Source organism: Streptomyces sp. NBC_01233 (assembly GCF_035989305.1).
Lineage (GTDB): Bacteria > Actinomycetota > Actinomycetes > Streptomycetales > Streptomycetaceae > Streptomyces.
In genome coordinates, this window is record NZ_CP108514.1 from 7,259,331 (window position 1) to 7,285,098 (window position 25,768).

The window sequence follows — 25,768 nt, forward strand, 5'->3', positions numbered from 1 at the left end:
TGCCGACAGGCGGCAAGGCACCCCCTAGCCCACGTCGGCGGGCGAGGAACCGCCCGGGACGAGGAGGCGGGGCTCGCCCGTGCCGTCCGCCGGCGCCGACCAGATGTCGCTCGCGCGGCCGTCCTGGCCCGGCAGGGCGTAGGCCAGGGTCGCGTCGTCCAGCCACGCGGCCTGGTCGTCGACGCTGCGGGGCTCGGCCAGCGGGTGTTCGCGCATCGTCGACAGGTCGAGGACGTACAGCCGCCAAGGTGCCCGGGGGTCGTCGGAGACCTTCTTCTTGAAGGCGACGCGGGCGCCGTCCGGGGACAGCGAGGGGCATTCGGCGTTCTCCCGCAGTGCCTTCGCCGACCAGGCGCGCAGGTCGCCCTCGACGAGGTGGGTGGCGCCCCGGGTGGAGATGGTGGCGTAGAAGCGGTTGTCGTCGGCGGCGAAGGTCACGCCCCAGTAGTTGACGTCCGAGTCGTGGTGGCGGGCCCCGTCCAGGGTCAGCGGGATCTGCTCGATCGACTTGATCAGATAGCCGGTGCGCAGGTCGAGGATCGCCGTCCGGGTGGAGAACGCGGCGGTGTTGTAGGAGTCGCCCGTCGTGAACGTGGTCCAGGACAGGACCTGGCCCGAGGCCGAGACGCGGGCCCGGTTCGGGATGCCGGGCACGGTCACCGTGCGGACCTCCCGCATGCGCCGGTCGAGTACGAGGGCCTCGGTGCGGGCCGGCACCCCGGGCAGCTTGCGCAGGCACAGGGCGTGGTCCCCGGCGGTGTGGAAGCGGTCGCAGGACGGGCCGCCGGTCACCCGCGGCAGGCCCGGGCCGCCCTGGCGCGCGATCCGCCCGCCGGCCGTGTCCCGGAAGTAGAGGCCCGGCTCCTCGACCCCGAAGGAGGCGTCGGCCTGCTGTGCGGGCGGCCGTTCGCGGTGCCGTGCGTGCAGTACGTACCCCAGCGAGCCGCCCGCCAGCAGCAGCACCGCGGTGATGACGAGGACGAGGCGCAGTCGGCGGGACGGGGGATTCACGGGCCCTCCGGGGCGGTCGGGGGAGTGGTGGGCAGGATGCGCGAGGCGGCCGCGAGCGCCCCGGCCAGCGCGGGGGCGGCGGCCCAGAGGGCGGGCCGCTGCCCCCAGAGGGTCCAGGCCGCCCCGAAGCCGGCGGCGCCCAGCAGCCGGGCCAGCGCCTGGCCGGTCTGCAGCACCGCGAGCCCGCCCGCCCGGCCGGCCGCGGGCAGTGCGGGAGCCGCGAGCGCCATCAGGACCCCGTCGGTGGCCGCGTAGAAGATCCCCAGCAGGGCGAGCACCCCCACGACGGTCGGCGGGGAGACGGGGGTGAGCAGCAGGGCGTACGCGCCGAGCAGGGCGCAGTGTCCGAGCAGGAAGGCCGTCCGGCGCCCGGTCCGGTCGGCGATCCGGCCCGCGGGGACGGCGAGCAGCAGGTAGACGGCGGCGGCCCCGAGCGGCAGCAGGGTGAACAGGGCGGGCGGCAGGTCGAGTCCGCGCAGGAGCAGCAGGTAGAGGAAGGCGTCGCCGATGGTGGTGGCGCCGAGCAGGGCCGAGGCGCAGAGCACCCGGCGGAACCCGGGATCGCGCAGGACCGAGCGCCGGGGCGGGAGGCTTTTCGCCGGGGGAGCGGCGGCCGGCCCGGGCGTCGCCGGGACGTACACGACGAGCAGCAGCACGCCGAGCAGGCCGGTGCAGAAACTGACGGCGAACACCGCGTCGTAGGCGTCGGCGGTCGCCCACAGCACGGCGAACGCGGCGAGCGGTCCGAGCAGGGCGCCCGTGGTGTCCATGGCGCGGTGCACGCCGAAGGACCGGCCGAGGCTCTCCGGGGGCCCGCTGAGCGAGATGAGGGCGTCGCGCGGGGCGGTACGGATGCCCTTGCCCAGCCGGTCGGCGGCGAGCGCGGCGGCGATCCCACCCGTGGCGCCCCCGGCGAGGAGGAGTCCGAGCCGGGAGAGCGCGGAGAGCAGGTAGCCGGCGCCGGCGACCCGCTTGTGGTGGCCGCGCCGGTCGGCGAGCCGCCCGCCGAGCAGCCGGACCAGGGCGGTGGCCCCGTTGAACATGCCGTCCAGGAAGCCGAACTGGAGGGGGGTCAGGCCCAGGCCCAGGGCGAGGTAGAGCGGCAGTACCGCCGTGACCATCTCCGAGGAGACGTCGGTGACGAGGCTGACCGCGCCGAGCGCGAGGACGGCGGCGGGGACGCGCCGCCGGGCCCCTGGGGGGCGGGGCGGCGCGTCCGGGCGGCCGTTGGCGGCCAGGTACATCAGTGGCAGCTGTACTTCGGGCTCGTGTCCTTGACCTGGCCGTCGGTGGCCACGTAGGACCACCCGTAGCCGGAGTCGGTGAAGTCCAGCTTCACCACGCCGTACGGTCCGCTGATCCGCTTCTGGCTGTTGGGCTGGACCTCCTCGATCGGGTAGGGCTCGGCGCCGCCCATCCCGCCGACGATCTCCACGATCCCGTCGGCGGTGGCCCGGCCCTCGGGGTCCTGCGGGGCGAACCGCTCGTAGTGGTGGTCGTGCCCGTTCAGGACGAGGTCGGCCCTGGCGGCGTAGAGGATCTTCCAGACCGGCTTGGAGACGGGGTCGTTGCCGTGCCCGCCGGAGGAGTACAGCGGGTGGTGCCAGTAGGCGGCGACGCACGGCCTGGTGTTGGCGGCGAGGTCGGCCTTCAGCCAGTTGAGCTGGGCGGCCTGGTCGAAGGAGTTGGAGTCGAGGGCGACGAAGTGCCAGTTGCCCTCGTCGAAGCTGTAGTAGCTCTTGCCCTGCGGGTAGGCGATGCTGCCGAAGTACGACTTGTAGCCGGCGAGCGGGCCGGCCGGGTCGTACGTCTCGTGATTGCCCGGCACCGGCCGGGTCCGGGCCTTGAAGGCACCCCAGCTCTTGTCGTAGTAGGCGCGGTAGTCGGAGAGCCGGGCGTCGTCGTACTGGTTGTCGCCCATCGTCAGGTAGAACTTCGGGTCGATCCGCTGGGCGAGCGCGGCCGTCTTGGGGTGCGCGCAGCCGCTGTCGGACGCCGTGCACTGCGCGGCGATGTCACCGGCGGCGACGACCGTGAAGGAGCCGCCCGGCGGCGGCCCGTCCCCGACGGTGCCGTACACCTCGGCCTCGAAGAGCGAGTAGCCGTACGAGGTGCCGCGCGCGGTGCCCTGGACGCGCAGGTAGCGGCCCTTGCCGGACAGGCCGGTCCAGTCGTCGGTGCCGCCGTTGCCGGCGGTCTCGGTGGCGAGCGCGGTCCAGGCGGCGCCGTCGGCGGAGACCTCGACGCGGTACGCCTTGGCGTAGGCCGCCTCCCAGGTGAGCCGTACCCGCGAGACGGTGGCCCCGGCGCCGAGGTCGACCCGGATCCACTGCGGGTCCTTGCCCTCGGCGCTGGCCCAGCGGGTGGCCGGGTCGCCGTCGAAGGCGTTCTTCGCGCCCAGCGAGGAGGACTCGGTGGAGGAGGCGGTGGCGGGCTTCCCGCGGGATATGAGGGGGTCGGCGGCGGCCCCGGCCCGTCCGGGCCAGGCCAGGAGGAACCCGCCGACGAGCGTGAGTGCGGCGAGGCCGGTGAGGGCGGTGAGGAGGGGGCGAAGTCTGCTGCGTAACAGACGGGGGTGAGCGGAGGCGTTCAGGCGCATACCTGGAACTCCCTGCCTTGAGGGGCGGCGAGAGCTGGACACTGGCGCGGAGCGCCGCACCCGCCCGCGGGCAGGGGGCGGCGCCACGGCGGCCGGGTCAGAGCTCTCACTGAGCGCGTCATGCCCGTGGGGGTGGGCACCGCGCCAAGCCGCCGCCCGGGACACTAAACAGGAAGGAAACTTTCCTACCAGTGCTCGGGCGGCACTTGTCCGCGAGCCGTCCGCCGGTAGGCTCGTACGCATGGACCGGTCGGACGAGACCCCGTACGAGACCCCGTCGTACTGCCCCGCCCCCGCCGCCCCGGCCGGGCGGGTGGACGGGCCGCCGTACGCGGACTGCCTGGAGTGCGGCAAGCCCACCGAGTACGGGGTCGCCACCCCGGGCGTGGTGCTCTGCCCGGTGTGCGAGTGGCAGGACGCGCAGCGCACCGCCTGTTCCGGCTGAAGGGCCCGGCCGCCGGTCACTTCCCGACGAGCTCGGAGACCTTCACGAACCGGTAGCCGCGCTTGCGCAGCTCCGGGACGATCTTCCGGACGGCCTCCTCGGTGACCGGGGCGGCGCTGCGCGTGCAGTGCATGACCACCACCGAGCCGGGCTTCACCCCGGCGAGCACCTGTTCGGCCACCGCGTCCGGGTCCTTCGCGAAGGCGTCCCCGCTGACCACGTCCCACTGGACGGCCGTGACCTTGGCCGTGGACAGGGCCCGCAGCGCCTGGTCGTCGTAGCAGCCGCCGGGGAAGCGGAAGTACGGCACGGTGTTGACGGCCCCCGCCTGCCGGAAGGCGGCGAAGGCGCGGTCCACGTCGGCGCGGGCGGCGGCGCCGTCGAGCGCCGGCAGCCCGTAGCAGGGGGACTTGAAGGCGTGGTGGCTGTACGAGTGGTTCGCGAGCTCGAAGTTCGGGTCGGTGCCGATGGACTTCGTCTGGTCCGGGTACTCCTCGGCCCAGCGGCCCGTCATGAAGATCGTCGAGGGCACCTTGAGCGTGCGCAGGGTCGAGATCAGCGCGGGATTGTCGAAGTGCTCCCCGTCCGCGGCGCGCGGCCCCTGGTCGGAGGTCATGTCGGCGTCGAAGGTCAGCGCCACGGTCTTGTCCGTCTGCTGCTTCGCGCGCTCGAAGACGGGGGTCAGTCCGTTCGGGCCGGGGGCCAGGGTCGGGGCCTTGGCGGGCGGGCCGGCCTGCGGGGCGTCGGGGGAAGGGCTCTGGGAGGCGGTGCCGGGGGCGGGGGCGGAGGCCGCGGGGGCGGACGCCGCCGGCGTGCCCAAGCGGGCTTCGCGGCCGGCGTCCGTGGTGCCGGAGCCGCCCCCGCATCCCGCGAGGGAGGCGGTGAGGGCGGCACTGAGAGCGGCCGAGGCCGCCACCTTGCGCACAGAAAGGGTCACGCACGCAAACTATATGACTATGTGACAAGTGACCGTCTGCGGCACTCCCACTCACCCCTCGGGACCCCCGGTCAGCGGTGCCAGGGGCCCGTCACCGCGAAGGTGGTGCCCGGGGCGTAGGCGTTGACGTACAGCGTGCGCCCGTCGGGGGAGAAGGTGACCCCGGCGAACTCCCCCCACTCCGGGGCCCCCGGCCGCCCGATGTCCTCGGCGTTGCGGGCCACCGGGTAGACCTCGCCGCCCACCGTCACGCCGAAGACGTACTGGGCCCCGCCGCCGTCCTCGCACACCATCAGGCCGCCGTCCGGGGCCAGGCAGATGTTGTCGGGGGAGTCCCCGGGCAGCGCGACGTCGGCGGCCGGGCCGAAGAGCACGTCCAGCCGGAGCCGGGCCCGGCGAGGATCGTAGAACCACACCTGCCCGTGGTGGTCGGCGCCAGCGCCCTCGCCCGTGCGGGCGTAGCTGGAGACGAAGTGGACGCCCGAGCCGCCCCAGTAGCAACCCTCCAGCTTCTGCGCGTGGGTGATCCCGCCCGGCCCGAAGTCCTGGAGCCGGATCGGGGTCCCGGCCGCGGAGGGGTCCGGTACGGGCACCCACTCCACCGGGAACTCCGCCCCGGGCTCGTCCACCACGGCGAGGTCCGCGATCCCCGGCACGCGCAGGGCCTCCAGGGCGCCCCCCGCCCGCAGCGAGCCGGGCCCCCCGAGCGGCCGCGCCGGCAGGAAGCGGTAGAACAGCCCGAAGGGCTTGATGAAGGCGTCCTCCGTCTCGTAGACGACCCCGCGGTACGGGTCCACGGCGACGGCCTCGTGCGCGAAGCGGCCCATCGCGGTGAGCGGGACCGCCCCCGAGCGGTGAGGGTCGGCGGGGTCCACCTCGAACACGTAGCCGTGGTCCTCGGTGTAGCCGGAGGTGCCCGCGCGGTCCTCGGTCTCCTCGCAGCTCAGCCAGGTGTTCCAGGGGGTCCGGCCGCCCGCGCAGTTGACGGCGGTGCCGGCGAGGACGACCCGCTCGCCGGTGACCCTCCCGGCCGGGTCGAGTTCCAGGGCCGTGCAGCCGCCCAGGGCCGCGGGGTCGTACGTCAGTCCCGGCACGGCCGGGACGCGCAGGGCCGCGGTGGTGCGGTTCTCGTGGTTGCGGACCAGCCGCACGCGGCCGCCGCCCGCGTCGAAGGCGGCCATGCCGTCGCAGTTCGCCGGAACGGCGCCCTCGCCGGAGCGCAGGGGAGTGCCGGCGCGCGAGAGCACCCGGTAGCCGAACCCCGCGGGCAGGTCGAGCAGCCCGCGCGGGTCGGGGAGCAGCGGCCCGTACCCCCGCCCGGCGCCGGCGGCCCGGGCCGGGGCGGGGGAGCCGCCGGCGAACAGCGCGCCGAGCGTCCCGCTGAAGGCGATCGCGCCGGCGGCGAGCAGGCTGCGTCGGGTGACGGACATCGGCGGCTCCGGGCGGTGTTCGGCAGCGGTGTTGGACAGCGGTGTTCAGGAACGGCGTCAGGGGCGTCGTCAGGGGCGGGTGGTGCCCGGAAGGCAGGTCACCGCCGGGTTGAAGGTCTGGAACAGGCCGCCGGGGTTCTCCTTCCAGAGCCACAGCTGCAGGGCGTAGTGGACCGGCTGGCCGGGGAAGTTGCCGGGCTTGGGGCCCTTGAAGGGGACGCCGAACAGCGTGGGGCGGTCGTCGTCCGTGGTCAGCTTCTGGTCGCGGTCGTAGACCAGCCACTGGACCCCGACGAGGCGTTTGCCGCCGCGCCCGTCGTCCTCGTAGTACAGCGCGGCGGGCTTCGCCGGGTCGACGGAGTTGTCGTACGCGTGGTTGAAGTGCGGGTAGCCGAGCGCGCCCGTTCCCCCCGCCCTGTCGAAGACGCAGTACTTGTCCGGCCTGTAGCCGGCCGCCACCGCGTTGGCGTGCACCTGGTACTTGGCCGTCGCCTTGTACACGACGGCCCGGTCGGCCACCGCCCGGCCCACGCCCCGGTCGGCGTCGGGACGGGGCACAGCGGCGGACGAGGCGGCGGGAGCGGCGAGCGCCGCCACGGTGAGCGAGGCGGCTGCGGTGAGGGCCAGGGCGAGACTGCGGGCCATGCGCGGGCTCCTTGCGACGGGCTGGCGAGAGACCACCTACCCCTTCCCCGGGCCACCGCGCCCGCCACACACCCGGCCCCGGACGGCCGACCGCCGATCGGCTGAGGGGCGGCCGGGGCCCGCACGCGGACGACCTCGTACCCGGCCCCGCCGCCTCACTCGAACGGGAACGGCGCCGTTTCGCGGCGCACCCGCACGGGGAACCCGTGTGTCCGCAGAAGGCGAGTGCGAGCGAGTGCGATGGAGGGTGCGGAACATGGCGCAGCAGGATGCGGCACCGAACGGCGGCGGAGAGCTGCAGGACATCGTCTCGGCCGTGTCCAGGGGCGCGCCGGAATACCGGCAGTGCCCGCACCCCATGTACGCCGCCCTGCGCGAGCAGGCCCCGGTGTGCCGGCTGACTCCGCCCCACGGGGTCGACACGTACCTCATCACCCGCCACGACGACGCCCGCGACGCCCTCTCGGACCCGCGCTTCAGCAAGAACATGCGCGGCGCCATCGACACCTACCACGCCGTGTACGGCAGCTTCTTCGACGCGCTCGACGACAACGTGCTCTTCTCGGACCCGCCGCGGCACACGCGGCTGCGCCGCATCCTGCGGAGCGCCTTCACCCCCCGGCGGGTGGAGGAGATGCGCCCGAGGATCACCGAGATCGCCGAGGACATCCTCGGCGCATGCCGGAAGGCCGGCACGGTCGACCTGATGGCCTCGTTCGCGTTCCCGCTGCCCATCGCGGTCCTGTGCGAACTGATGGGCATCCCGCAGGAGGACCGCCCGGAGATCCTGGAGCAGTTCGCCGAGGTGACGCGCTCCCGGTTCGATCCCGGCAGGAGGGCGGAGCTGCAGGCGGCCGAGGAGCGGCTGCAGCACCGGCTGGAGCGGCTGATCGCGGACACGCGCGAGCACCCGTCGGATTCCTTCCTCAGCGACCTCATCCAGGCGGAGGAACGGCTGGAGGACCCCGAACTGGTCGCGTCGCTGTGGGTGCTGTTCTTCGCCGGCCACAAGACCACCGCCTACCAGATCGGGAACTCCGTCCTCAACCTGCTGCTCCACCCCGACCAGGCGGCGAAGCTCCGCGAGGACCCCCGGCTGATTCCGCGGGCGGTCGAGGAGATGCTGCGCTTCGAGGGTTCGGTGGAGACGTCGACCTTCCGGTACGCGGCGCAGGACGCCCGGATCCGGGACACGTTGATCCCCGAGGGCGCCCTGGTGCAGATCGCGATCTCCTCGGCCAACCGGGACCCCGAGAAGTTCGACTCCCCGGACGACCTGGACGTGACGCGCGAGGGACTCCAGGGGACGCACCTGGGCTTCGGCCACGGGACCCACTACTGCCTGGGGGCGCCGCTGGCGCGGCTCGAACTCGAGATCGCGCTCGCCTGTCTCCTGCGGGAGTTCCCGGACATGGAGCTCGCGGACGCGCGGGAGACCGAGCGGGCGTGGCTCAAGGGACCGGTGGCGGCGTTCCGGGGGCTCGAACACCTCCGGCTCGTCCTGGAGCCCTCGCGCCCGGACGGGGAGCCCGGCGAGCCGACCCTGGCCTCCGTGGCCTCCGGAAAGTAACCCAGACCCGATGGGCGGTGGATCACCATGACGGATTCCGTGAGTACCCCCGCGCTGCGCCTCCTGGGCACCCCGGCGGACGAACTGCGCATTGCCGCGGTGGGCACCAGCGAAGTCATCCGCGTCGCGCGGGGTCCCTCCGCACAGGGCCCGGACACGGCCCGCGCGGTCCATTCGAAGATCGACATGCATCATCACTACTGCGCTCCGCAATGGCGCGAATGGGCCGTGCACCACGGGCTGATCACGCAGGAACAGCTGCCTCCGTGGACGCGGCTCGACATCGGGGACGCGATCCGCTTCATGGACGGCGCGGGCATCACGACCGCCGTCCTCAAGCCGATGCTGCCGGCGCGCTACCAGTCGTCGGCGCAGCTGCGCGAGGCCGTGAACATCACGCTGCAGTCGATGATCGAGGTGGCGACCTCGCATCCGGGCAGGTTCTCGTACTACGTGCCCCTGTTCCTGGACGACCAGGACGCGTCGTCCTGGGCCGTGCGCCGCGGTCTCGGGCAGCTCGGCGCCGTCGGCGTGAACGTGACGGCCAACTACGGGGGCGTCTACCTCGGGGACCCGTCCTACGACCGGCTGTTCCACGAGCTGAACGAGTTCTCCGCCGTCGTGGACACCCACCCGCACAACCTGCCCGGCTGCCCGCCCGGTGCGTCCGCGGTTCCGGGCATTCCGAACTTCATGTGCGACTTCCTGCTGGACACCACGCGCGCCGCCGTGAACATGATCAGCAGGCGGACGCTGGACCGCTTCCCGGACATCTCCGTCGTCCTGCCGCACGCCGGCGGCTTCCTCCCGTACATCGCCACGCGCCTGCAGGCCCTCGGACGGTTCTGCGAACCGCGCGTCGATCCGGCCGCCGTCCGCGACCACCTGAGCCGCTTCTACTACGACACGGCCGGCCCCATGGCGCCCGCGGCGACCCTGCTGGAGCACGTGCCGGCCGACCACGTCCTCTTCGGCACCGACTGGCCCGCCGCCCCCGCCGACACGGTCACGGAGCTGGCGCTCCCCGCTCTCGACGCGGACCCGGCCTTCACCCCGGAGCAGCTGCAGGGGATCTACCACGGCAACGCGATGCGCCTGATCCCGCAGTTGGCGACGGCGTGACGGGAGCGTGGGCCGCAGCCGCGGCCCACGCTCCCGTTCGTGTCCCGCCACAGCGGGAGCGTCAGACGAGCTCGGCGCTCAGGGTGATCGTCGTACCCGTCAGGGCCTGGCTGACCGGGCAGTTCTTCTTGGCGTCCTCGGCGGCCGCGGCGAAGGCCTCGGCGTCCAGCCCGGGGACCTCGGCGCGCACGGTCAGGTGGATGCCGGTGATGCCCTCGCCCGGCTGGAAGGTCACGTCCGCCTTGGTCTCCAACCGGGTGGGCGGGGTCCCGGCGCCGTCCAGGCCGTGCGAGAGGGCCATCGAGTAGCAGCTGGAGTGCGCGGCCGCGATCAGCTCCTCCGGGCTGGTCTTCCCGTTCGCGGCCTCGGCGCGAGAGGGCCAGGAGACGTCGAACGAGCCCTGGCCGGACGAGTCGAGGGTGACGACGCCCGACCCCTTGAGCAGGTTGCCTTCCCAGACGGTGTGCGCGTGACGCGTGGTGGCCATGGGTGATCCCTTCGCAGAAGTGGAAAAGGCCGGACACCGGTGAGGGCGTCCGGCATCCCCAAACCTACTGGGACACCAGGGGTTTCGCGTCGCGCGCCAGCGCGGTGAGCCGCGATATGGCGCGGAAGTACTTCTTCCGATAACCGCCGTTCAGCATGTCGTCGCTGAAGAGCCGGTCGAAGGGGACCCCGGAGGCAAGGACCGGGACCTCGCGGTCGTAGAGGCGGTCGGCCAGCACCACGAGCCGCAGCGCCGTCGACTGGTCCGGCACCGGACCGACATCGGTCAGGCAGACGGCCGTGATCCCGTCGGTGAGCGCTCCGTAGCGGCTCGGGTGCACCCGGGCCAGGTGTTCCAGCAGGCCGGGGAAGTCGTCCAGGCTCGCGCCCGGGGTCGCGTACGCGGCCTTGGCGACCTGCTCGTCGGAGAAGGGGGCCGGTGCCTCGGGCAGGCCGCGGTGGCGGTAGTCCTGGCCGTCGATCCGCAGCGGCCGGAAGCGCGCCGACAGACCCTGGATCTCCCGCAGGAAGTCGGCGGCGGCGAACCGGCCCTCGCCGAGCTTGCCGGGCAGCGTGTTGGAGGTGGCGGCCAGCGCCACGCCCTGCTCGACGAGGCGGCTGAGCAGCGAGGACACCAGCACGGTGTCGCCCGGGTCGTCCAGCTCGAACTCGTCGATGCACAGCAGCCGGTGCCCGCCCAGGGTCTGCACGGTCTGCTGGAAGCCGAGCGCGCCGACCAGGTTGGTCAGCTCCACGAAGGTGCCGAAGGCCTTGAGCGCGGGCTCGGCCGGGGTGGCGTGCCACAGGGAGGCGAGCAGGTGGGTCTTGCCGACGCCGTACCCGCCGTCGAGGTAGACCCCGCGCGGACCGGAGGGGGCCGCCGGCTTCTTGGAGAACCAGCGCTTCTTGCCGGCGCCGCTCGCGTGCGCCCCGCCCAGACCGGCGGCGAAGCCGCTCAGCACGGTGACCGCCTCGGACTGGCTCAGCTGGGCCGGGTCCGGGTCGTACGTGTCGAAGCGGACCGAGTCGAACCGCGGCGGCGGCACCATCTCGGCCACCAGTCGTTCGGCGGGCACCCGCGGCTCGCGCGCGCACAGGGCCTGGGGCCCAGCGTCGGCTATCGGAGGCCGGCCGGAGGTGTAACCGGAGGTGGAGAGTGATGTCGACACAGCCCTTAACTCTACGGGGCGTGGCACACTGCCCGGATGCGACGCCTGTTCCCTGTGACCGATCAGACACCAGACTCGCCCCGGGACCGGGCCGACCGGGAGTGGTCGCTCGACGAGCTCGCGGACGCCTACGCGTACCCCGCCCTGGGGCCGGACGGACACTGGCTGCGGGCGAACATGGTCTCCACCCTGGACGGGGCTGCCCAGCACGACGGCCGCTCGCAGCCCATCTCCGGCGAGACCGACATGAAGATCTTCGGCACCCTGCGGGCGCTGGCCGATGTGGTGGTCGTCGGGGCGGAAACGGTTCGCCAGGAGGGCTACCGCCCGGCACGTGCCCGGGAGGCCTTCGCCGCCCGCCGCGAGGCCGCCGGACAGGGCCCGGCCCCCGCGATCGCCGTGCTCACCGCGCGCATGGACCTGGACTTCTCCCTGCCCCTGTTCACCTCCCCGCTGGTGCCGACCCTGGTGGTCACCGGTGCCGCCGCGCCCGCCGACCGGGTGGCCGAGGCGGTCAAGGCCGGGGCCGAGGTCGTGGTGGCCGGGGACGGCGCGGCCGTGGACCCGGCCCGTGCGGTACGGGAGCTGGCCGGGCGGGGGCTGCGCCGCCAGCTCACCGAGGGCGGGCCCCGGCTGCTGGGCCAGTTCGTGGCCGCCGACGCCCTGGACGAGCTGTGCCTGACGATCTCCCCGATGCTCGCCGCCGGTGACGCCCAGCGGATCTCCGGGGGACCCTCCGTCACGGTTCCGCACCGGCTCGCGCCCGCCTCCGTACTGGAAGAGGCCGGGTTCCTCTTCACGAGCTACCGTCGGATCTGACAAGGGGCGGAATTTGTCGTTCCGCTTTGCCCCCGCTGGGCACATAACTGGGCAGACATGTCTGCGCAAGGCCCCGTGCGACAGCGGGGCAGGATGGTTTCCGCAGGGGCCGGCCAGCCGGCCTCGGCCCATGAAGGAGAGGGCGTCCGTGTTCACGAGCGTATTGATGATCGAGCAGCCGCTGACCACGGTGGACGTGGACTTCGTCACGACCCTGCACGGCGACGACCAGGTCTCCTTCGTCGTCCTCATGCAACCCCGGGGCGACCAGGACCGACTGCTGCGCGCCATCGACGACGTCGCGCTCGGTGAGCTCCCCGAGGCCATCCGCGAGGGCGACGAACCCGAGGGCGAAGCCGCCCGCGGCCCCGCGGCGCACGCGCTCGCGCACTCCCTGAACGCCCTGCGGCAGAAGGGCGCCAAGGCCACCGGGCAGATCATCGACGACCACCCGCTCGACAAACTGAAGGCCGTCGTGGACGAGACCGGCGCCGACGAGGTGATCGTCCTGACCGCCCCGCACTTCGTGGAGGAGTTCTTCCACCGCGACTGGGCCTCCCGGGCCCGCCACAAGGTCGGCGTTCCGGTGCTCAAGCTCTTCGCCCACAACGAATAGGCTTGGCCCGTCAGAGCTCGAAAGCACCACCCCTCGATCCTGGAGCGACCTGAATGAAGCCCGGCCTGCCGACCGCCATGGAACGGCCCCACTTCATCGGCATCGGCGGCGCCGGGATGTCCGGCATCGCGAAGATCCTGGCCCAGCGCGGAGCGCAGGTCGCCGGCAGCGACTCCCGCGACTCCGAGACCGCCGAGGCACTGCGCGCCCACGGCGCCACGGTCCACATCGGGCACGCGGCCGGCCACCTCGCCGACGACTCCACCTCCGTGGTCGTCTCCAGCGCCATCCGCGCCGACAACCCCGAGCTGGCCCGCGCCGCCGAGCTCGGCATCCCCGTCGTGCACCGCTCCGACGCCCTCGCCGGCCTGATGGACGGGCTGCGCCCGATCGCCGTCGCCGGTACGCACGGCAAGACCACCACCACCTCGATGCTGGCGGTGTCCCTCTCGGCCCTGGGCCTGGACCCCTCGTACGCCATCGGCGGCGACCTGGACGCCCCCGGCTCCAACGCCCACCACGGCGAGGGCGACATCTTCGTGGCCGAGGCGGACGAAAGCGACCGCACCTTCCACAAGTACAGCCCGCAGGTCGCGATCATCCTCAACGCGGAGCTCGACCACCACGCGAACTACGCGTCGATCGAGGAGATCTACGAGTCCTTCGAGACCTTCGTCGGCAAGATCGTGCCCGGCGGCACCCTGGTCGTCGCCCACGGCCAGGAGGGCGCCGCCGAGATCGCCCGCCGCGTCGCGGGCCAGGAGGGCCTCACCGTCGTCACGTACGGCGAGGAGGAGGACGCCGACATCCGCATCACCAAGATCACCCCGCGCGGCCTGACCAGCGAGGTCACCGTGGTCCTGGGCGGCCGGATGCTCACCTTCACCGTCTCGGTGCCCGGCCGCCACTACGCGCACAACGCCGTCGCGGCCCTCGCCGCCGGCGTGGCCCTCGGCATCCCGGCGCACAACCTGGCCTCCGCCCTCGGCAAGTACACCGGCGTCAAGCGCCGCCTCCAGCTCAAGGGCGAGGCCGCGGGCGTCCAGGTCATCGACTCCTACGCCCACCACCCCACCGAGATGACCGCCGACCTGGAGGCCATCCGGGGCGCCGCCGGGGACTCCCGGATCCTGGTGGTCTTCCAGCCCCACCTCTTCTCCCGCACCCAGGAACTGGGCAAGGAGATGGGCCAGGCGCTGGCCCTGGCCGACGCCTCCGTGGTCCTGGACATCTACCCGGCCCGCGAGGACCCGATCCCCGGCATCACCAGCGAGCTGATCATCGCGGCCGCCCGGTCCGCGGGCGCCGACGTCACCGCCGAGCACGACAAGGCGGCCGTCGCCGACGTCATCGCGGGAATGGCCAAGCCCGGTGATCTCGTTCTCACCATGGGCGCCGGAGACGTCACGGACCTCGGTCCGGCCATCCTCGCCCGGCTGTCGAGCTGAAGGTACGAGGGAGCGGGAGAGACATGTCCTACGAGGTCGAGAAGACGGACGAGCAGTGGCAGGCGGAGCTGAGCCCGTCCGAGTACCAGGTGCTGCGCCTCGCGGGCACCGAGCCCGCCTTCCGCGGTGAGTACACCGACACCAAGACGGAGGGCGTCTACTCCTGCCGCGGCTGCGGGGCCGAGCTGTTCCGCTCCTCGGAGAAGTTCGAGTCGCACTGCGGTTGGCCGTCCTTCTTCGACCCGAAGGACACCGACGCGGTCGAGCTGATCGCCGACACCTCGCACGGCATGGTCCGTACGGAGGTCCGCTGCGCGAAGTGCGGCTCCCACCTCGGCCACGTCTTCGAGGGCGAGGGCTACCCCACCCCCACCGACCAGCGGTACTGCATCAACAGCATCTCCCTGCGCCTGACCCCCTCCTCCGACGAGGGCTGACACCGCGGGACCCCGGCGGGCCCCCACCGACCTCGTACAGGCCGGTGGGGGCCCGCGCGCGTTCCGGTTGCCGGTCGGCCCGCGGCGGACGGGCGGTCGCGCCGCTGGCCGGAACGGGCCCGTCATGATGTCGAGGACATCGCGGTTCGATTCCGATCCGGTCTCTGGCCTGCAGTGATCCAGAGGCGATAGCACGCTTGGCCGGTGAAGACACCTATCCGTTTTCTCCATGTGTCTGGTTATGATCGGCACCCTCACATCCCGCCGCAGCCGGACCGGTTGTGGCCGACCCCTTCCCAGGACCGTGCCGTCCGGCTGCTCGGCAACCCCCGACATCCCCCTGCCGCCCCCGTTCCCGAGGACCGATGTCTCCCATAGAACCCGAAGGCGTACGAGGGCAGTCGACGACCCGTCGGTGGCGCACCGTGCGCCTGCGCACCCTGCTCATCTGGCTGGCGGTGCTCCCCACCCTGGCGATGGGCACTCAAGTCACGTTGACCGCAGAGCGGTTGCTGGCACAGTCGGAACAGCTGAGGGCCGACGTGGAGGCCGCCGAGCGGATCGGCGCCCCCCTCTACACGCTCATGGTCGACATGCAGGCGGAGCGGACGGCGACCGCCGCCCAGTGGGCGGGCAACGACGGGGCCGAGGGCGAACTGCGCGCCCGGCGCGGGGCCACGGACCTGGCGGCGGCCGAGTTCCGCCGGCTGGCGGACGATCCCTCGAGGTCCTTCGGGGAGGTCACCCGGCAGCTCGACAAACTGGCCGCGTACCGCCAGCGCGCGGACACCCGCAGCGGCGCCGCCGACAGCACGCTCGCCTACTACTCCGAGGTGATCGGCAAGGTCATCCAGGTGTACCAGCAGGAGTTCAGCCACGCGGAGGACGCCGAACTCGCCCAGGCGAGCCGGCCCGTGGTGGCGATGCTCCAGGCCACCGAGATGGTGGCGCGCGAGGACACCGTCCTGGCCCTGGCCGGGCCCTCCGGGGAACTGAGCTTCGCCGGCTACGACCAGTTCGTCAGTTCCCTGGGAGCCCAGCGGTACCTGCACGAGGCGTCCATCGTGCCCCACCTCTCGGCGGGGGACGAGCGGTTCTACGAGCGGGTCGTCGGCTCCGCGGACTGGCAGACGAAGACGCGCATCGAGAACGCGGTCCTCTCCGGACACAAGGACACCGTCTCGGGCATCAGGGTGCCCGCCGAGGTCGCCGGCTGGTCGTCCGCGCACTCCAACTTCTCCGCAGATGACCACGCTCAACATCGACCTGGCGCGCTCGGTGCTCGCCCGCGGCGAGGCCAAGGCCGCGGAGCTGCAGACCGAGGTCGCCTGGCTGATCGGGGGAAGCGGCGGCGGGCTGCTGGCCGTTGTGATCGTGGTCGTGTTCACCACCCGGTCGGTGCTCCGCCGTCTGAACGACCTGCACGAACGCACGGTGACCGTGGCCGAGGAGACCCTCCCCGACATCGTCGACCGGCTCCAGCGCGGACAGACCGTGGACCCCGAGGCCCTGCCGGCCGTGAGCGGGGACCGGGACGAGGTCGGACGCATCAGCGACGCGTTCGCCCGGGCCGTCGCCGTGTCGGTCGACGGACACCGCCTGCTCGCCGCCGAGCGCCACGGGTTCGGCCTGTTCGCCTCGGGCATCGCCTCGCGCACCGGGAACCTGGTCAGCCGCCAGCTGAGCCTCACCGAGGACCTCCAGGACACCTTCGGCCACGACGAGGCACTGCTCGCCCAGTTGATGCGGTCCGACCAGCTGACGGTCGGCATGCGGCGGCAGATCGAGAACCTCCTCATCCTGTCGGGCGGCGAGGTCCCCGACCCGCACACCGAGCCCATACGCGTCGCCGACCTGCTGCGCGAAGCCGCCGCCGAGGTCGAGGACTTCCGGCGCATCGAGCGGCAGGCCCTGGACGAGACCAGCGTGGAACCGAGCGCGATCAGCCAGATCAGCCACCTGCTCGCGGAACTGCTGGACAACGCCACCCGGTTCTCCCCGCCGCGGTCGACGGTCGTCATCCGCGCCGAACTGGTCGCGGACGGGCTGTCGGTCGAGATCGAGGACCGCGGGCCGCGGGTGAGCCCCGAGCGCTACGAGGAGATGAACGGGCGCCTGCACCAGGCCCCGCCGTACTCCGTCCTGGCGCAGAACGCGCACCGGCTCGGGCTCTTCGTGGTCGGTCACCTCGCCGACCAGCTCCGGGCGACCGTCACCCTGCGCCGCTCGGTGTACGGAGGGACCTGCGCCGTGGTGGTCCTCCCCGGGAACCTGCTGGTGGCGCACGCCCCGGACGCCCCGGCCCGGCCCGCGCCGGCCGCCACCGCCCCGGCCCGGCCCGCGTCGGACCCCTCGGCCCAGGCCCCGGCCGTCACTGCCCCGGCCGTCACCGCCCCGGCCCCGGCGCCGGCCGTCACCGCCCCGGCCGTCTCCCCTCCGGACCTCCCCGAGGAGCCCGAACCCGCTGCCGAGCCCGAGCCCGAGCGCGCGCCCGAGCCCGCGCCCGAGCCCGAGCCGGTCCTGCTCACGGGCGCCGGTCTGCCCAGCCGCCGTTCGAAGACGCCCGCTCCCGTGCCCGCACCCGCGGTCCGGCCGGCTCCGGCGGACGCCCCCGCGCGGCCGGCCCTCCCCGAGCGCGTCCCGCAGACCCACATCGCCGACCAGCTGCGCGCGCCCCGCGCGCCGGAAACGCCCGTCCGGCCGGACACCGCGACATCCGAAGAGGTGGCCGACGCCTGGGCGGACTACGAACAGGGGACCCAGACAGTGGAAGAAGAGCTCCGACGGGATCAGCCATGACCACCTCACCGAACACCGCCGCCAACGACGCCATCTACAGCGTCCTCGACAACAACCTGAGCCGGATCGCGGGCATCCAGGGAGCCGTGCTCCTGTCCAACGACGGCATCCGGCTCAGCGCCTACCTGCTGGACCAGCCCCAGGCCGAGCGCATGGCGGCCGCCGCCTCCGGCATCGCCTCCACGATGAAGGCGATATCGCGGGAGATCGACGGCGGCAGCGTCATCCGCCAGCTCGTGGAGATGGACGACAGGTACCTGTGCATCGTCGGGTGCGGGGAGGGCAGCACGCTCATCGTGGTGACCTCCCGCAAGGCCCGCCTCGGCGAACTGGGCGGCGAGGCGGTACGCACCGCCCAGGCGCTCGGCGAGTGGCTGGGCACCCCCGAGCGCGGTCAGGTGCCGTCCGCGTAATGCCGCAGGACGAGTCGCAGCCCGCGAGCCGCCGCCGTACGCGGCTGTACGCCCTGACCGACGGACGTACGGCCGTGCCGCAGACCGTCCTCACCATGGATACCACGATCACGGCGGCGGCCACCGACGAAGCGCTCGGCGGGCTGCCCACCGAGTGGCAGGAGATCCTCGCCATGTGCGCTCCGCCGGGCGGGCGGGCGGTCGCCGAGATAGCGGCGCGGATGCACATCCGCCTCACCCCGATGACGCTGCTCCTCGGTGAACTCGCCGACCGCGGGCTGATCGACCACCGGCCGCCCCTGGCGGCCGCCGAGACCACCGACGTCCACCTGCTCATGAGAATCAGGGACAATCTTGCCCGGATATGACATGCCCGCCTCCCGGGAACCGGCCCCGGTCAAGGTCCTCATCGCCGGTGGATTCGGGGTCGGCAAGACGACCCTGGTGGAGACGATCTCCGAGATCGAGCCGCTGCGCACGGAGGAACGGCTGACGGCCGCGGGCATCGGCGTCGACGACCTCGAAGGCATCGAGTCCAAGACGGTCACCACGGTGGCGATGGACTTCGGCCGGATCACCCTCACCGACGCCGGAGTCGTCCTGTACCTCTTCGGCACACCGGGCCAGGAGCGCTTCTGGTTCATGTGGGACGACCTGCTGAACGGGGCGCTCGGGGCGATCGTGCTGGTCGACACGCGGCGCCTCGACCGCAGTTTCCCCGCCGTCGACTTCTTCGAGAGCCGCGGACTGCCGTTCGTGGTCGGGGCGAACTGCTTCCACGGCGAACAGCCGTACACCGCGGAGGAGATCGGAGCGGCGCTGCACCTGCGCGATCCGGACACGCCCGTCCTCATGCTCGACGCCCGCTCCCGCCAGGACGTGCGCGCGTCCCTGCTCTCGCTGCTCGACCGGCTCATCGCCCGGGCGCAGGCACCGGCGGCGGTCAGCGGCTGACCCCCGGGCGGAGGAACCTCGTCCGTTCTCCAGGTGTACGGCGCGTCGTCACGAGGGTATCCCCGGCTGGTACCCCGGGGCAGCTGTCCTTGGGGCGCCCCTCGACTCGCCCTCACCCGCAGAGGTCCTCACGCCATGGCAGAACTCAACCGTCGCAGGTTCCTGCAGATAGCCGGCGGCACGGCCGCCCTCACGATGCTGAACGACAGCATCGCGCGGGCCGCCGCCATCCCGGCGCAGGGCACCACCGGAACGATCCAGGACATCGAGCACGTCGTCGTCCTGATGCAGGAGAACCGGTCCTTCGACCACTACTTCGGCGCGATGAAGGGAGTCCGGGGCTTCGGCGACCCGCGGCCCGTCCTCCAGGACAACGGCAAGTCCGTCTTCTTCCAGCCCAACGGGACCAAGGACGTCCTGCCCTTCAACCCGCAGGTCGCGGACCTCGGGATGCAGTTCCTGGAGGGGCTGGACCACGACTGGGCCGGCGGCCACCAGGCGTACAACAACGGCAAGTACGACAAGTGGATCCCGGCCAAGACGGCCACGACCATGTCGTACATGACCCGGAACGACATCCCGTTCCACTACGCCCTCGCCGACGCCTTCACGGTGTGCGACGCCTACCACTGCTCCTTCATCGGCGCCACGGACCCGAACCGCTACTACATGTGGACGGGTTACACGGGCAACGACGGGGTGGGCGGCGGCCCGGTCCTCGGCAACCAGGAGGCCGGGTACGGCTGGAAGACGTACCCCGAGCGCCTGGAGTCCGCCGGGGTCTCCTGGAAGGTCTACCAGGACATCGGCGACGGCCTGAACGCGGCCGGCTCCTGGGGCTGGATCAACGACGCCTTCCGGGGCAACTACGGCGACAACTCGCTGCTGTACTTCAACACCTACCGCAATGCCCAGCCCGGCAGCGCCCTGTACGAGAAGGCGCGCACCGGCACGAACGCCAAGGCGGGCGACGGCTACTTCGACCGTCTGCGCGCGGACGTGGTGAACGGCACCCTGCCCTCCGTCTCGTGGATCGCCGCCCCCGAGGCGTTCAGCGAGCACTCGAACTGGCCGACGAACTTCGGCGCCTGGTACATCTCGCAGGTCCTGGACGCGCTGACGGCGAACCCGGCCGTGTGGGCGAAGACCGCCCTCTTCATCACCTACGACGAGAACGACGGCTTCTTCGACCACGTGGTCCCGCCGTACCCGCCCGCCTCCTCGGCCTGGGGCCTGTCCACGGCCGACGTGTCCAAGGACCTGTACGCCGGAGGCGGCGGTTACGCGGCCGGACCGTACGGGCTCGGTCCGCGCGTCCCGATGATCGTGGTCTCCCCGTGGAGCAAGGGCGGCTACGTCTGCTCCGAGACCTTCGACCACACCTCGGTGATCCGCTTCATGGAGAAGCGCTTCGGGGTGCAGGAGCCCAACATCTCCCCGTGGCGCCGCGCCGTCTGCGGCGACCTGACCTCGGCCTTCGACTTCACCCGCGCCGACGCCGCGCCCGCCGCCCTGCCCTCCACGGCCGGGTACGTCCCGCCGGACAAGAACCGCCACCCGTCCTACCACCCGACCCCGCCGGCCACGGGAACCCTGCCCAAGCAGGAGGCCGGCTCCAAGCCGACCCGAGCCCTGGGCTACAGCCCGTACGTGGACGGCGCGCGCACCACCTCCACGGGCAAGTTCACGCTCACCTTCGCCTCCGGCCCCGCCCTCGGCGCCCACTTCCACAGCACCTCGGGCAACCGTACGGACGGCCCCTGGCCCTACACGGTCGAGGCGGGCAAGACCCTCTCGGACACCTGGTCCACCAGCAGCTCCACGGGCAACCAGGTCAACCTGACGGTGTGGGGCCCCAACGGGTTCCTGCGCACCTGGAAGGGCCCGGCGAAGAAGGCCGGCCCCGAGGCCACGGCCCGCCACGTCGCCGCCACCGGCAACCTGGCCCTGACCCTGACCAACTCCGGTACGGCGGCCGTCAACCTCACGGTGACCAACATCTACGGCGGCGCGCCCCAGATCATCAGGGTCCCGGCCGGCGGCACCGTCGCCCACACGGTGGACCTCGGCGCCACGGGCCGCTGGTACGACGTGAACGTCGTCTCCGACGCCGACGCCACCTTCCTGCGGCGCTTCGCGGGCCACGTGGAGACGGGTGCCCCGGGCGTCTCCGACCCGGCGATCAAGACCGTCTGACGCGGTCCTCCGGCGTGCGCAGCAGCCGCCGCTCCAGGACCGGGAGGTCCTCGGGGCGGCGGCTGCGGGCGTACCGGAGCAGGAGGTCGCGGGCGGTGTCCGGGATCCGGCGCCGCTTCGGGTGGCGGGTGGTGAACTCCTCGCTCGCGAAGAACCGCACGGCGCCCTCCAGCCCGGTGCGGTCCGTCTCCCTCACCGCCCAGGCGAGCTCCTCCGTGGGCCTCCCGGCCAGCAGCCGGCCGGGGACCCGTTCCGCGAGGAGCCGCGCCGCGTCGCGCGGCTCCTCCCGTGCGGCGCCCAGCCAGCCGAAGACCACGGCCAACGGCACCCCCTGCGGCGGCCCGGGTGCGCCGCCGCGGGCCAAGTCGGCGGCGTACTCCCGCAGTCCCTCCGGGGCGGCGGCCGCCCACCGGGCCCGGTGCCGGGCCGGGATCCCGTCGGGGTTCCGCGGATCGAACAGGAGCTGGAGCGGACCGGTCGGCGCAGCGGACCCGATGCGCTCACCGCCGGCCTCGTACAGCGAGACCCTGCCGTCCCCGTGGCACATGCACGCGAAGTCGTCGTGCGCTTCGCGCTGCGGCCACAGGGCGAGCACCTGAGCGATCTCGGCCCGGTCGAGGACCTCGTACTCGTTCGGGTGCTGCGGGTGCTGCGGGTGCTGCGGGTCGTCGGTGCCGGTCCGGGAGACCGTGACGGCGATGCGCACCGTGCGCGATGTCGGTTTCACGGTGTGATCGTAGGCCCGGTGGGCAGAACGTACGGGTCCGTTTTCGTCGCCCCCGTCACCGAGGGAGAACGCATGGCCATCGCCCACCGCAGGATCGGCACCGGACCCGTTCGCGTCATCGTGCTGCACGACTGGTTCGGCACCTCTGCCAACTGGGGCTCCGTGCTGGATCACCTGGACCCCGTGGGGTTCTCGTACGCCTTCCTCGACTACCGCGGCTACGGCGACCGCCGGGACGTGACGGGCCGCCACACCCTCCCCGAGATCGCCGACGACGTCCTCGAACTCGCCGACCAGCTCGGCTGGGACACCTTCTCCCTGCTCGGCCACTCCATGGGGGGCAAGGCCGCCCAGCAGGTGCTCGTGCGCGCCCCTGAGCGGATCGAGAAGCTCGTCGGGATCAACCCGGTCCCGGCCGCGCCGTACGAGATGGACGCCGCCACCCACGCCCTCTTCTTCGGCGCCGCCGAGAGCCCCGAGAACCGGCGCGCCATCCTCGACCTCGTCACCGGCAACCGGGCGAGCGGGCGCTGGATCGGCCGGATGGTCGCCCACTCCCTGGAGGTCTCCCGCCCGGAGGCCTTCGCCGACTACCTCGCGAGCTGGCAGTCCCTGGACCTGTCCGACGCCGTCAAGGGCAACACGGTGCCCGTGCTCGTCCTGATCGGGGAGTACGACCTCGCGCTCACCGCCGACGTGATGCGCGCCACCTGGCAGGTCTGGTACCCGAACTGCCGCATCCGCACGCTCCCCGGCGCCGGGCACTACCCGCCGCACGAGACCCCCGTGGCCTTCGCCACCGAGGTCGAGGCCTTCCTGCGCGACTAGCCGCAGCCGCGGAGCGCGGGCCCGACGCAAAAAGCCCCGGGGTACGAGGAGACCTCGTACCCCGGGGATCAGGGTGAGTGACGGGACTTGAACCCGCGGCCACCTGGACCACAACCAGGTGCTCTACCAACTGAGCTACACCCACCACGAAGGGCGGCGGACCACCCGTTCGACGTGCATGCACAGCATAGCCGATCTGCGGGGTGGTCCCGCGACGCGTTATCCCGCCGAGCGGCCGACCGCGAAGGTGGCGGCGAGCCGGGCCGTCACCCCGTCCCGGCGGCCGCCGGCGTGCGCGACGGCCGCCGCGGCGAGGGCCCGGACGATCGGGTGCGGCCGCGCCCCGTCCCCGTGCAGCTCCGGCTGGAACAGCGTGGCCAGGAAGAACGGGTGCCCGGGCAGCTCTGCGATGCGCGCCTTGCCCTCCTCGTCGTGCCCCGACAGCCGCAGCCCGTGGGCGATGAGCGTCGGCAGGTGCCGGGGCGCGGGTCCGTAGGTGCAGTGGTAGCGCTCCATCGACCGCTCCGCGCCGAGCGCGGCCTCGGCGAGCGAGCCGGGCTCGGCCCGGACGAGGCCCTCGTGCCCGACGAGCGAACAGGCGAGCGGCGCGATCAGCGGGTCCGTCGCCCCCGGGTCGTTCTCGGCGTGCGCGACGGCCGTCAGTCCGCAGACCGTCCGGGCGTACTCCAGCAGGGTGTGCTGGAAGCCGCCGCACGTCCCGAGGAAGGGGATGCCCTCCTCGCGGGCCACCCGGATCGCGGCCAGTGCCCCGGCCTCGCTCGCGTACGGGCTCCCCGGCAGCACCCACACGGCGTCGAAGCGGGCCAGGGTCCCGGCGGCGGCCTCGGCCTCGGCGTCGCCGGTGGGGATCCAGTACGCGTCGAGGACGAGCCCGTCGCGGGAGGCCAGGGCGTCCAGGAGGAGCGGGATGCGGGTGTGGGACTTCACGTGCGGGGAGCGGTCGCCGACGAGTGCGATCCGCGCCGCCGGTGTGGTCCGGGTGCTCTGCGGGGTCTGTGCGGTGGTCATGCGGATCATCCTGCGGCCGGGTTGCCGTTCAGCGCCAACGATTGTTCCTGCACCTTCCATCAGTGATCCTGATGACCATGGACCCGCACCTGCTCCGCACCTTCGTCGCCGTGGCCCGGCTCTCCTCCTTCTCCGCCGCTGCCCGCGAGCTGGGCTACACCCAGTCCGCCGTCTCCCAGCACATCGCCGCCCTCGAAGGGGACCTGCGGGCCGAGCTGCTCACCCGCCGGCCCGTCGCGCCGACCGCGGCCGGGGCGCGGCTGCTGGAACACGCCGGGCCGCTGCTCCTGCGGCTCGACGCCGCACGGGCCGACGTACTGCGGCTGACCGCCGCCCCGCCCGGCCGGGTCACCCTCGCCGCGTCCCCGCTCGCCGTCGGGCCCCGGCTGCTCGCGGCCCTGCCCGCCACCGGCGTCACCCTGAAGGTGCTGCCCCCGGCCGAGGTGCCCGCCGCCGTCGCCACCGGGGGCTGCGACCTCGGCCTCGTCGACGGCCCGGCCGCGCCCAGCGACCCGCTGCGGCTGCCCGACGTGGCACCGCTCACGGTGACCGGGGTGGCGGAGGAGGAGCTGGCCGTGCTGTTGCCCGCCGGGCACCCCTTCGCCGGGCGGACGGCGCTGCGCCTGGACGACCTCGCCGACGCGCGCTGGCTCGACGCCCCCGGCGTGGGCCTGCCGCTCGCCACCGCGCGCGCCTCCGTCCGCTACGAGGGCACCGACCTGCACGCCCTCTGCGCCCTCGCCGCAGCCGGGCACGGCCTCGCACTGCTGCCCCGCCGGGTCGCCGAGGCCGCCCGCGCGGGGGTCGCCGTACCGCTGTCCGCCCCGCGCCTGGTGCACCGTACGGAACTGCTCACGCCCGGCACCCCGACCGGCGCGGCCGTCGCCCTCACCGCCCGGCTCACGGCAGGATCACCCGTATGACCTCTGACGCCACATCCGAAGGCCCGGCTCCCTTCACAGCCGACGACTACGCCGCCCGGATGGCCGCGGCCGCGCAGACCGCCGCCGACGCCGGACTGGCCGGACTGCTGATCGCCCCCGGGCCCGACCTCACGCACCTCACCGGATACCGGCCCACCGCCGAGACCGAGCGGCTCACCCTGCTCGTGCTGGCCGCCGGCCAGGACCCGGTGCTCGTCGCCCCCGCGCTGGAGGCCCCCGACGCGGCCAGGGCCCCGGGCGCCGCCGCGCTGACCCTGCGGGACTGGGCCGACGGGAAGAACCCGTACGCCGTGACCGCCCCGCTGCTGGGGCCGACCGGGCGGTTCGGGGTGAGCGACAACACCTGGGCCCTCCACCTCCTCGGCCTCCAGCGGGAGTTGCCGCAGACCTCCTACGCGCCGCTCACCGACTGCCTGCCCATGCTGCGCGCCGTGAAGGACGAACGGGAGCTGGAGCGCCTCGCCGCGGCGGGAGCCGCCGCCGACGCCGCCTACGCGCAGATCCTCCACCTCCCCTTCGCCGACCGCCGGGAGTCGGACGTCGCCGCCGATCTGGCCGCCCTGCTGCGCGCCCACGGCCACTCCCAGGCCGACTTCACCGTCGTCGGCTCCGGCCCCAACGGGGCCAACCCGCACCACGAGGCCGGCGACCGGGTCATCCGCCGCGGCGACATGGTGGTCCTCGACTTCGGCGGCCTGTGGTTCGGCTACGGCTCCGACATCTCCCGCACCGTGCACGTGGGCGAGCCCACCGCCGAGGAGCAGCGGGTCCACGACATCGTCCGCGAGGCCCAGCAGGCGGGCGTGGCGGCCGTCCGCCCCGGGGTCTCCTGCCAGGAGGTGGACCGGGCGGCCCGCGCGGTGATCACCGAGTTCGGGTACGGGGACCGCTTCATCCACCGCACCGGCCACGGCATCGGCGTCACCACCCACGAGCCCCCGTACATGGTCGAGGGTGAGGAGCAGCTCCTGGTCCCCGGCATGTGCTTCTCCGTGGAGCCGGGCGTCTACCTGCCGGGCCGGTTCGGCGTCCGCATCGAGGACATCGTGACCGTCACCGGGGAGGGCGGGCGCCGCCTCAACAACGCCCCGCGCGAGCTGGCGGTCGTCGAGTAGGCCCGCCCGGCGGGCCACGGCGGCCGAGG

25 protein-coding genes, 1 tRNA gene and 1 pseudogene are annotated in these 25,768 nt (G+C 73.1%); 16 read left to right on the top strand and 11 right to left on the bottom strand.

What is annotated here, in order from left to right; translation table 11 throughout:
* Positions 1–24 precede the first annotated feature (24 nt).
* From OG332_RS34050 to OG332_RS34060, 3 genes are read right to left on the bottom strand one after another with little or no spacing between them, the layout of a single operon-like run.
* Positions 25–1,011 (bottom strand): TolB family protein, encoded by a 987-nt coding sequence (locus tag OG332_RS34050; RefSeq protein ID WP_327417042.1) that lies wholly within the window; start codon positions 1,009–1,011, stop codon positions 25–27.
* Positions 1,008–2,255, bottom strand: a complete 1,248-nt coding sequence (locus OG332_RS34055; protein ID WP_327417043.1) for an MFS transporter — start codon at positions 2,253–2,255, stop codon at positions 1,008–1,010. The genes OG332_RS34050 and OG332_RS34055 overlap by 4 nt, the downstream gene beginning before the upstream one ends.
* Positions 2,255–3,610 (bottom strand): discoidin domain-containing protein, encoded by a 1,356-nt coding sequence (locus OG332_RS34060; RefSeq protein ID WP_327417044.1) that lies wholly within the window; start codon positions 3,608–3,610, stop codon positions 2,255–2,257. Before OG332_RS34060 ends, OG332_RS34055 begins: the two co-directional genes overlap by 1 nt.
* 241 nt (positions 3,611–3,851) lie before the next feature.
* Between OG332_RS34060 and OG332_RS34065 the strand changes: the two genes are divergently transcribed.
* Complete coding sequence (locus OG332_RS34065) at positions 3,852–4,055, top strand: hypothetical protein (RefSeq protein WP_327417045.1); 204 nt, start codon at positions 3,852–3,854, stop codon at positions 4,053–4,055.
* A 16-nt stretch (positions 4,056–4,071) separates the two neighbouring features.
* Here OG332_RS34065 and OG332_RS34070 read toward each other — a convergent pair whose 3' ends face one another.
* From OG332_RS34070 to OG332_RS34080, 3 genes are all read right to left on the bottom strand, one after another.
* Positions 4,072–4,992: a polysaccharide deacetylase family protein gene (locus OG332_RS34070; protein ID WP_327417046.1), complete on the bottom strand. Its 921-nt coding sequence runs from the start codon at positions 4,990–4,992 to the stop codon at positions 4,072–4,074.
* Positions 4,993–5,063: 71 nt separating this feature from the next.
* Positions 5,064–6,422 carry an alkaline phosphatase PhoX gene (locus OG332_RS34075; RefSeq protein WP_327417047.1) on the bottom strand — a complete coding sequence of 453 codons (1,359 nt, stop codon included), beginning with the start codon at positions 6,420–6,422 and terminating at the stop codon, positions 5,064–5,066.
* Between the two features lie 69 nt (positions 6,423–6,491).
* The gene (locus tag OG332_RS34080) at positions 6,492–7,067 is read right to left on the bottom strand and encodes a hypothetical protein (RefSeq protein WP_327417048.1); all 576 of its coding nucleotides are present in this window, start codon (positions 7,065–7,067) and stop codon (positions 6,492–6,494) included.
* A 256-nt stretch (positions 7,068–7,323) separates the two neighbouring features.
* Between OG332_RS34080 and OG332_RS34085 the strand changes: the two genes are divergently transcribed.
* On the top strand, positions 7,324–8,637 hold the full coding sequence (locus OG332_RS34085; RefSeq protein ID WP_327417049.1) for a cytochrome P450 family protein: 1,314 nt from the start codon (positions 7,324–7,326) through the stop codon (positions 8,635–8,637).
* A 39-nt stretch (positions 8,638–8,676) separates the two neighbouring features.
* Positions 8,677–9,759 (top strand): amidohydrolase family protein, encoded by a 1,083-nt coding sequence (locus OG332_RS34090; RefSeq protein ID WP_327417050.1) that lies wholly within the window; start codon positions 8,677–8,679, stop codon positions 9,757–9,759.
* A 61-nt stretch (positions 9,760–9,820) separates the two neighbouring features.
* Here the strand turns inward: OG332_RS34090 and OG332_RS34095 are convergent, their stop codons facing one another.
* Together OG332_RS34095 and zapE are read right to left on the bottom strand one after the other, a co-directional pair.
* The gene (locus tag OG332_RS34095) at positions 9,821–10,246 is read right to left on the bottom strand and encodes an OsmC family peroxiredoxin (RefSeq protein ID WP_327417051.1); all 426 of its coding nucleotides are present in this window, start codon (positions 10,244–10,246) and stop codon (positions 9,821–9,823) included.
* Between the two features lie 64 nt (positions 10,247–10,310).
* Positions 10,311–11,366 (bottom strand): cell division protein ZapE, encoded by a 1,056-nt coding sequence (gene zapE / locus OG332_RS34100; RefSeq protein ID WP_442816391.1) that lies wholly within the window; start codon positions 11,364–11,366, stop codon positions 10,311–10,313.
* Between the two features lie 84 nt (positions 11,367–11,450).
* On the opposite strand from zapE, the gene OG332_RS34105 reads away from it, so the two are divergent.
* The 10 genes and pseudogenes from OG332_RS34105 to OG332_RS34150 all read left to right on the top strand — a co-directional run bounded on the left by OG332_RS34105 (position 11,451) and on the right by OG332_RS34150 (position 21,096).
* Positions 11,451–12,233 (top strand): pyrimidine reductase family protein, encoded by a 783-nt coding sequence (locus OG332_RS34105; RefSeq protein WP_327417053.1) that lies wholly within the window; start codon positions 11,451–11,453, stop codon positions 12,231–12,233.
* A 148-nt stretch (positions 12,234–12,381) separates the two neighbouring features.
* A complete protein-coding gene (locus OG332_RS34110; protein WP_327417054.1) occupies positions 12,382–12,849 on the top strand; it encodes an indole-3-glycerol phosphate synthase in 468 nt (155 codons plus the stop codon).
* A gap of 53 nt (positions 12,850–12,902) precedes the next feature.
* A complete protein-coding gene (gene murC, locus OG332_RS34115) occupies positions 12,903–14,297 on the top strand; it encodes a UDP-N-acetylmuramate--L-alanine ligase (protein ID WP_327417055.1) in 1,395 nt (464 codons plus the stop codon).
* A 23-nt stretch (positions 14,298–14,320) separates the two neighbouring features.
* Complete coding sequence (gene msrB / locus OG332_RS34120; protein ID WP_327417056.1) at positions 14,321–14,734, top strand: peptide-methionine (R)-S-oxide reductase MsrB; 414 nt, start codon at positions 14,321–14,323, stop codon at positions 14,732–14,734.
* Positions 14,735–15,327: 593 nt separating this feature from the next.
* Positions 15,328–15,906 (top strand): annotated as a pseudogene (locus OG332_RS34125) (nitrate- and nitrite sensing domain-containing protein); the annotation flags it as partial.
* 73 nt (positions 15,907–15,979) lie between these two features.
* Positions 15,980–17,533 (top strand): sensor histidine kinase, encoded by a 1,554-nt coding sequence (locus OG332_RS34130; protein WP_327417057.1) that lies wholly within the window; start codon positions 15,980–15,982, stop codon positions 17,531–17,533.
* Positions 17,530–17,946 (top strand): roadblock/LC7 domain-containing protein, encoded by a 417-nt coding sequence (locus OG332_RS34135; RefSeq protein ID WP_327419471.1) that lies wholly within the window; start codon positions 17,530–17,532, stop codon positions 17,944–17,946. The genes OG332_RS34130 and OG332_RS34135 overlap by 4 nt, the downstream gene beginning before the upstream one ends.
* A complete protein-coding gene (locus OG332_RS34140; protein WP_327417058.1) occupies positions 17,946–18,314 on the top strand; it encodes a DUF742 domain-containing protein in 369 nt (122 codons plus the stop codon). The genes OG332_RS34135 and OG332_RS34140 overlap by 1 nt, the downstream gene beginning before the upstream one ends.
* 1 nt (position 18,315) lies before the next feature.
* Positions 18,316–18,900: a GTP-binding protein gene (locus tag OG332_RS34145; protein WP_327417059.1), complete on the top strand. Its 585-nt coding sequence runs from the start codon at positions 18,316–18,318 to the stop codon at positions 18,898–18,900.
* A 135-nt stretch (positions 18,901–19,035) separates the two neighbouring features.
* Positions 19,036–21,096: a phosphocholine-specific phospholipase C gene (locus OG332_RS34150; RefSeq protein ID WP_327417060.1), complete on the top strand. Its 2,061-nt coding sequence runs from the start codon at positions 19,036–19,038 to the stop codon at positions 21,094–21,096.
* On the opposite strand, the gene OG332_RS34155 is transcribed toward OG332_RS34150, so the two are convergent.
* Positions 21,083–21,823, bottom strand: a complete 741-nt coding sequence (locus OG332_RS34155; protein ID WP_327417061.1) for a hypothetical protein — start codon at positions 21,821–21,823, stop codon at positions 21,083–21,085. The genes OG332_RS34150 and OG332_RS34155 overlap by 14 nt on opposite strands.
* A 72-nt stretch (positions 21,824–21,895) precedes the next feature.
* On the opposite strand from OG332_RS34155, the gene OG332_RS34160 reads away from it, so the two are divergent.
* On the top strand, positions 21,896–22,651 hold the full coding sequence (locus OG332_RS34160; protein WP_327417062.1) for an alpha/beta fold hydrolase: 756 nt from the start codon (positions 21,896–21,898) through the stop codon (positions 22,649–22,651).
* Between the two features lie 72 nt (positions 22,652–22,723).
* Here OG332_RS34160 and OG332_RS34165 read toward each other — a convergent pair.
* Positions 22,724–22,796, bottom strand: a tRNA-His gene (locus tag OG332_RS34165).
* 74 nt (positions 22,797–22,870) lie between these two features.
* Entirely contained in the window at positions 22,871–23,680 is an 810-nt protein-coding gene (locus OG332_RS34170) for a CTP synthase C-terminal region-related (seleno)protein (protein WP_327417063.1), read from the bottom strand.
* 77 nt (positions 23,681–23,757) lie between these two features.
* Between OG332_RS34170 and OG332_RS34175 the strand changes: the two genes are divergently transcribed.
* Both OG332_RS34175 and OG332_RS34180 read left to right on the top strand, forming a co-directional pair.
* Positions 23,758–24,603 (top strand): LysR family transcriptional regulator, encoded by an 846-nt coding sequence (locus OG332_RS34175; protein WP_327419472.1) that lies wholly within the window; start codon positions 23,758–23,760, stop codon positions 24,601–24,603.
* Complete coding sequence (locus OG332_RS34180) at positions 24,600–25,739, top strand: aminopeptidase P family protein (RefSeq protein ID WP_327417064.1); 1,140 nt, start codon at positions 24,600–24,602, stop codon at positions 25,737–25,739. Before OG332_RS34175 ends, OG332_RS34180 begins: the two co-directional genes overlap by 4 nt.
* The last annotated feature ends 29 nt before the right edge of the window (positions 25,740–25,768 follow it).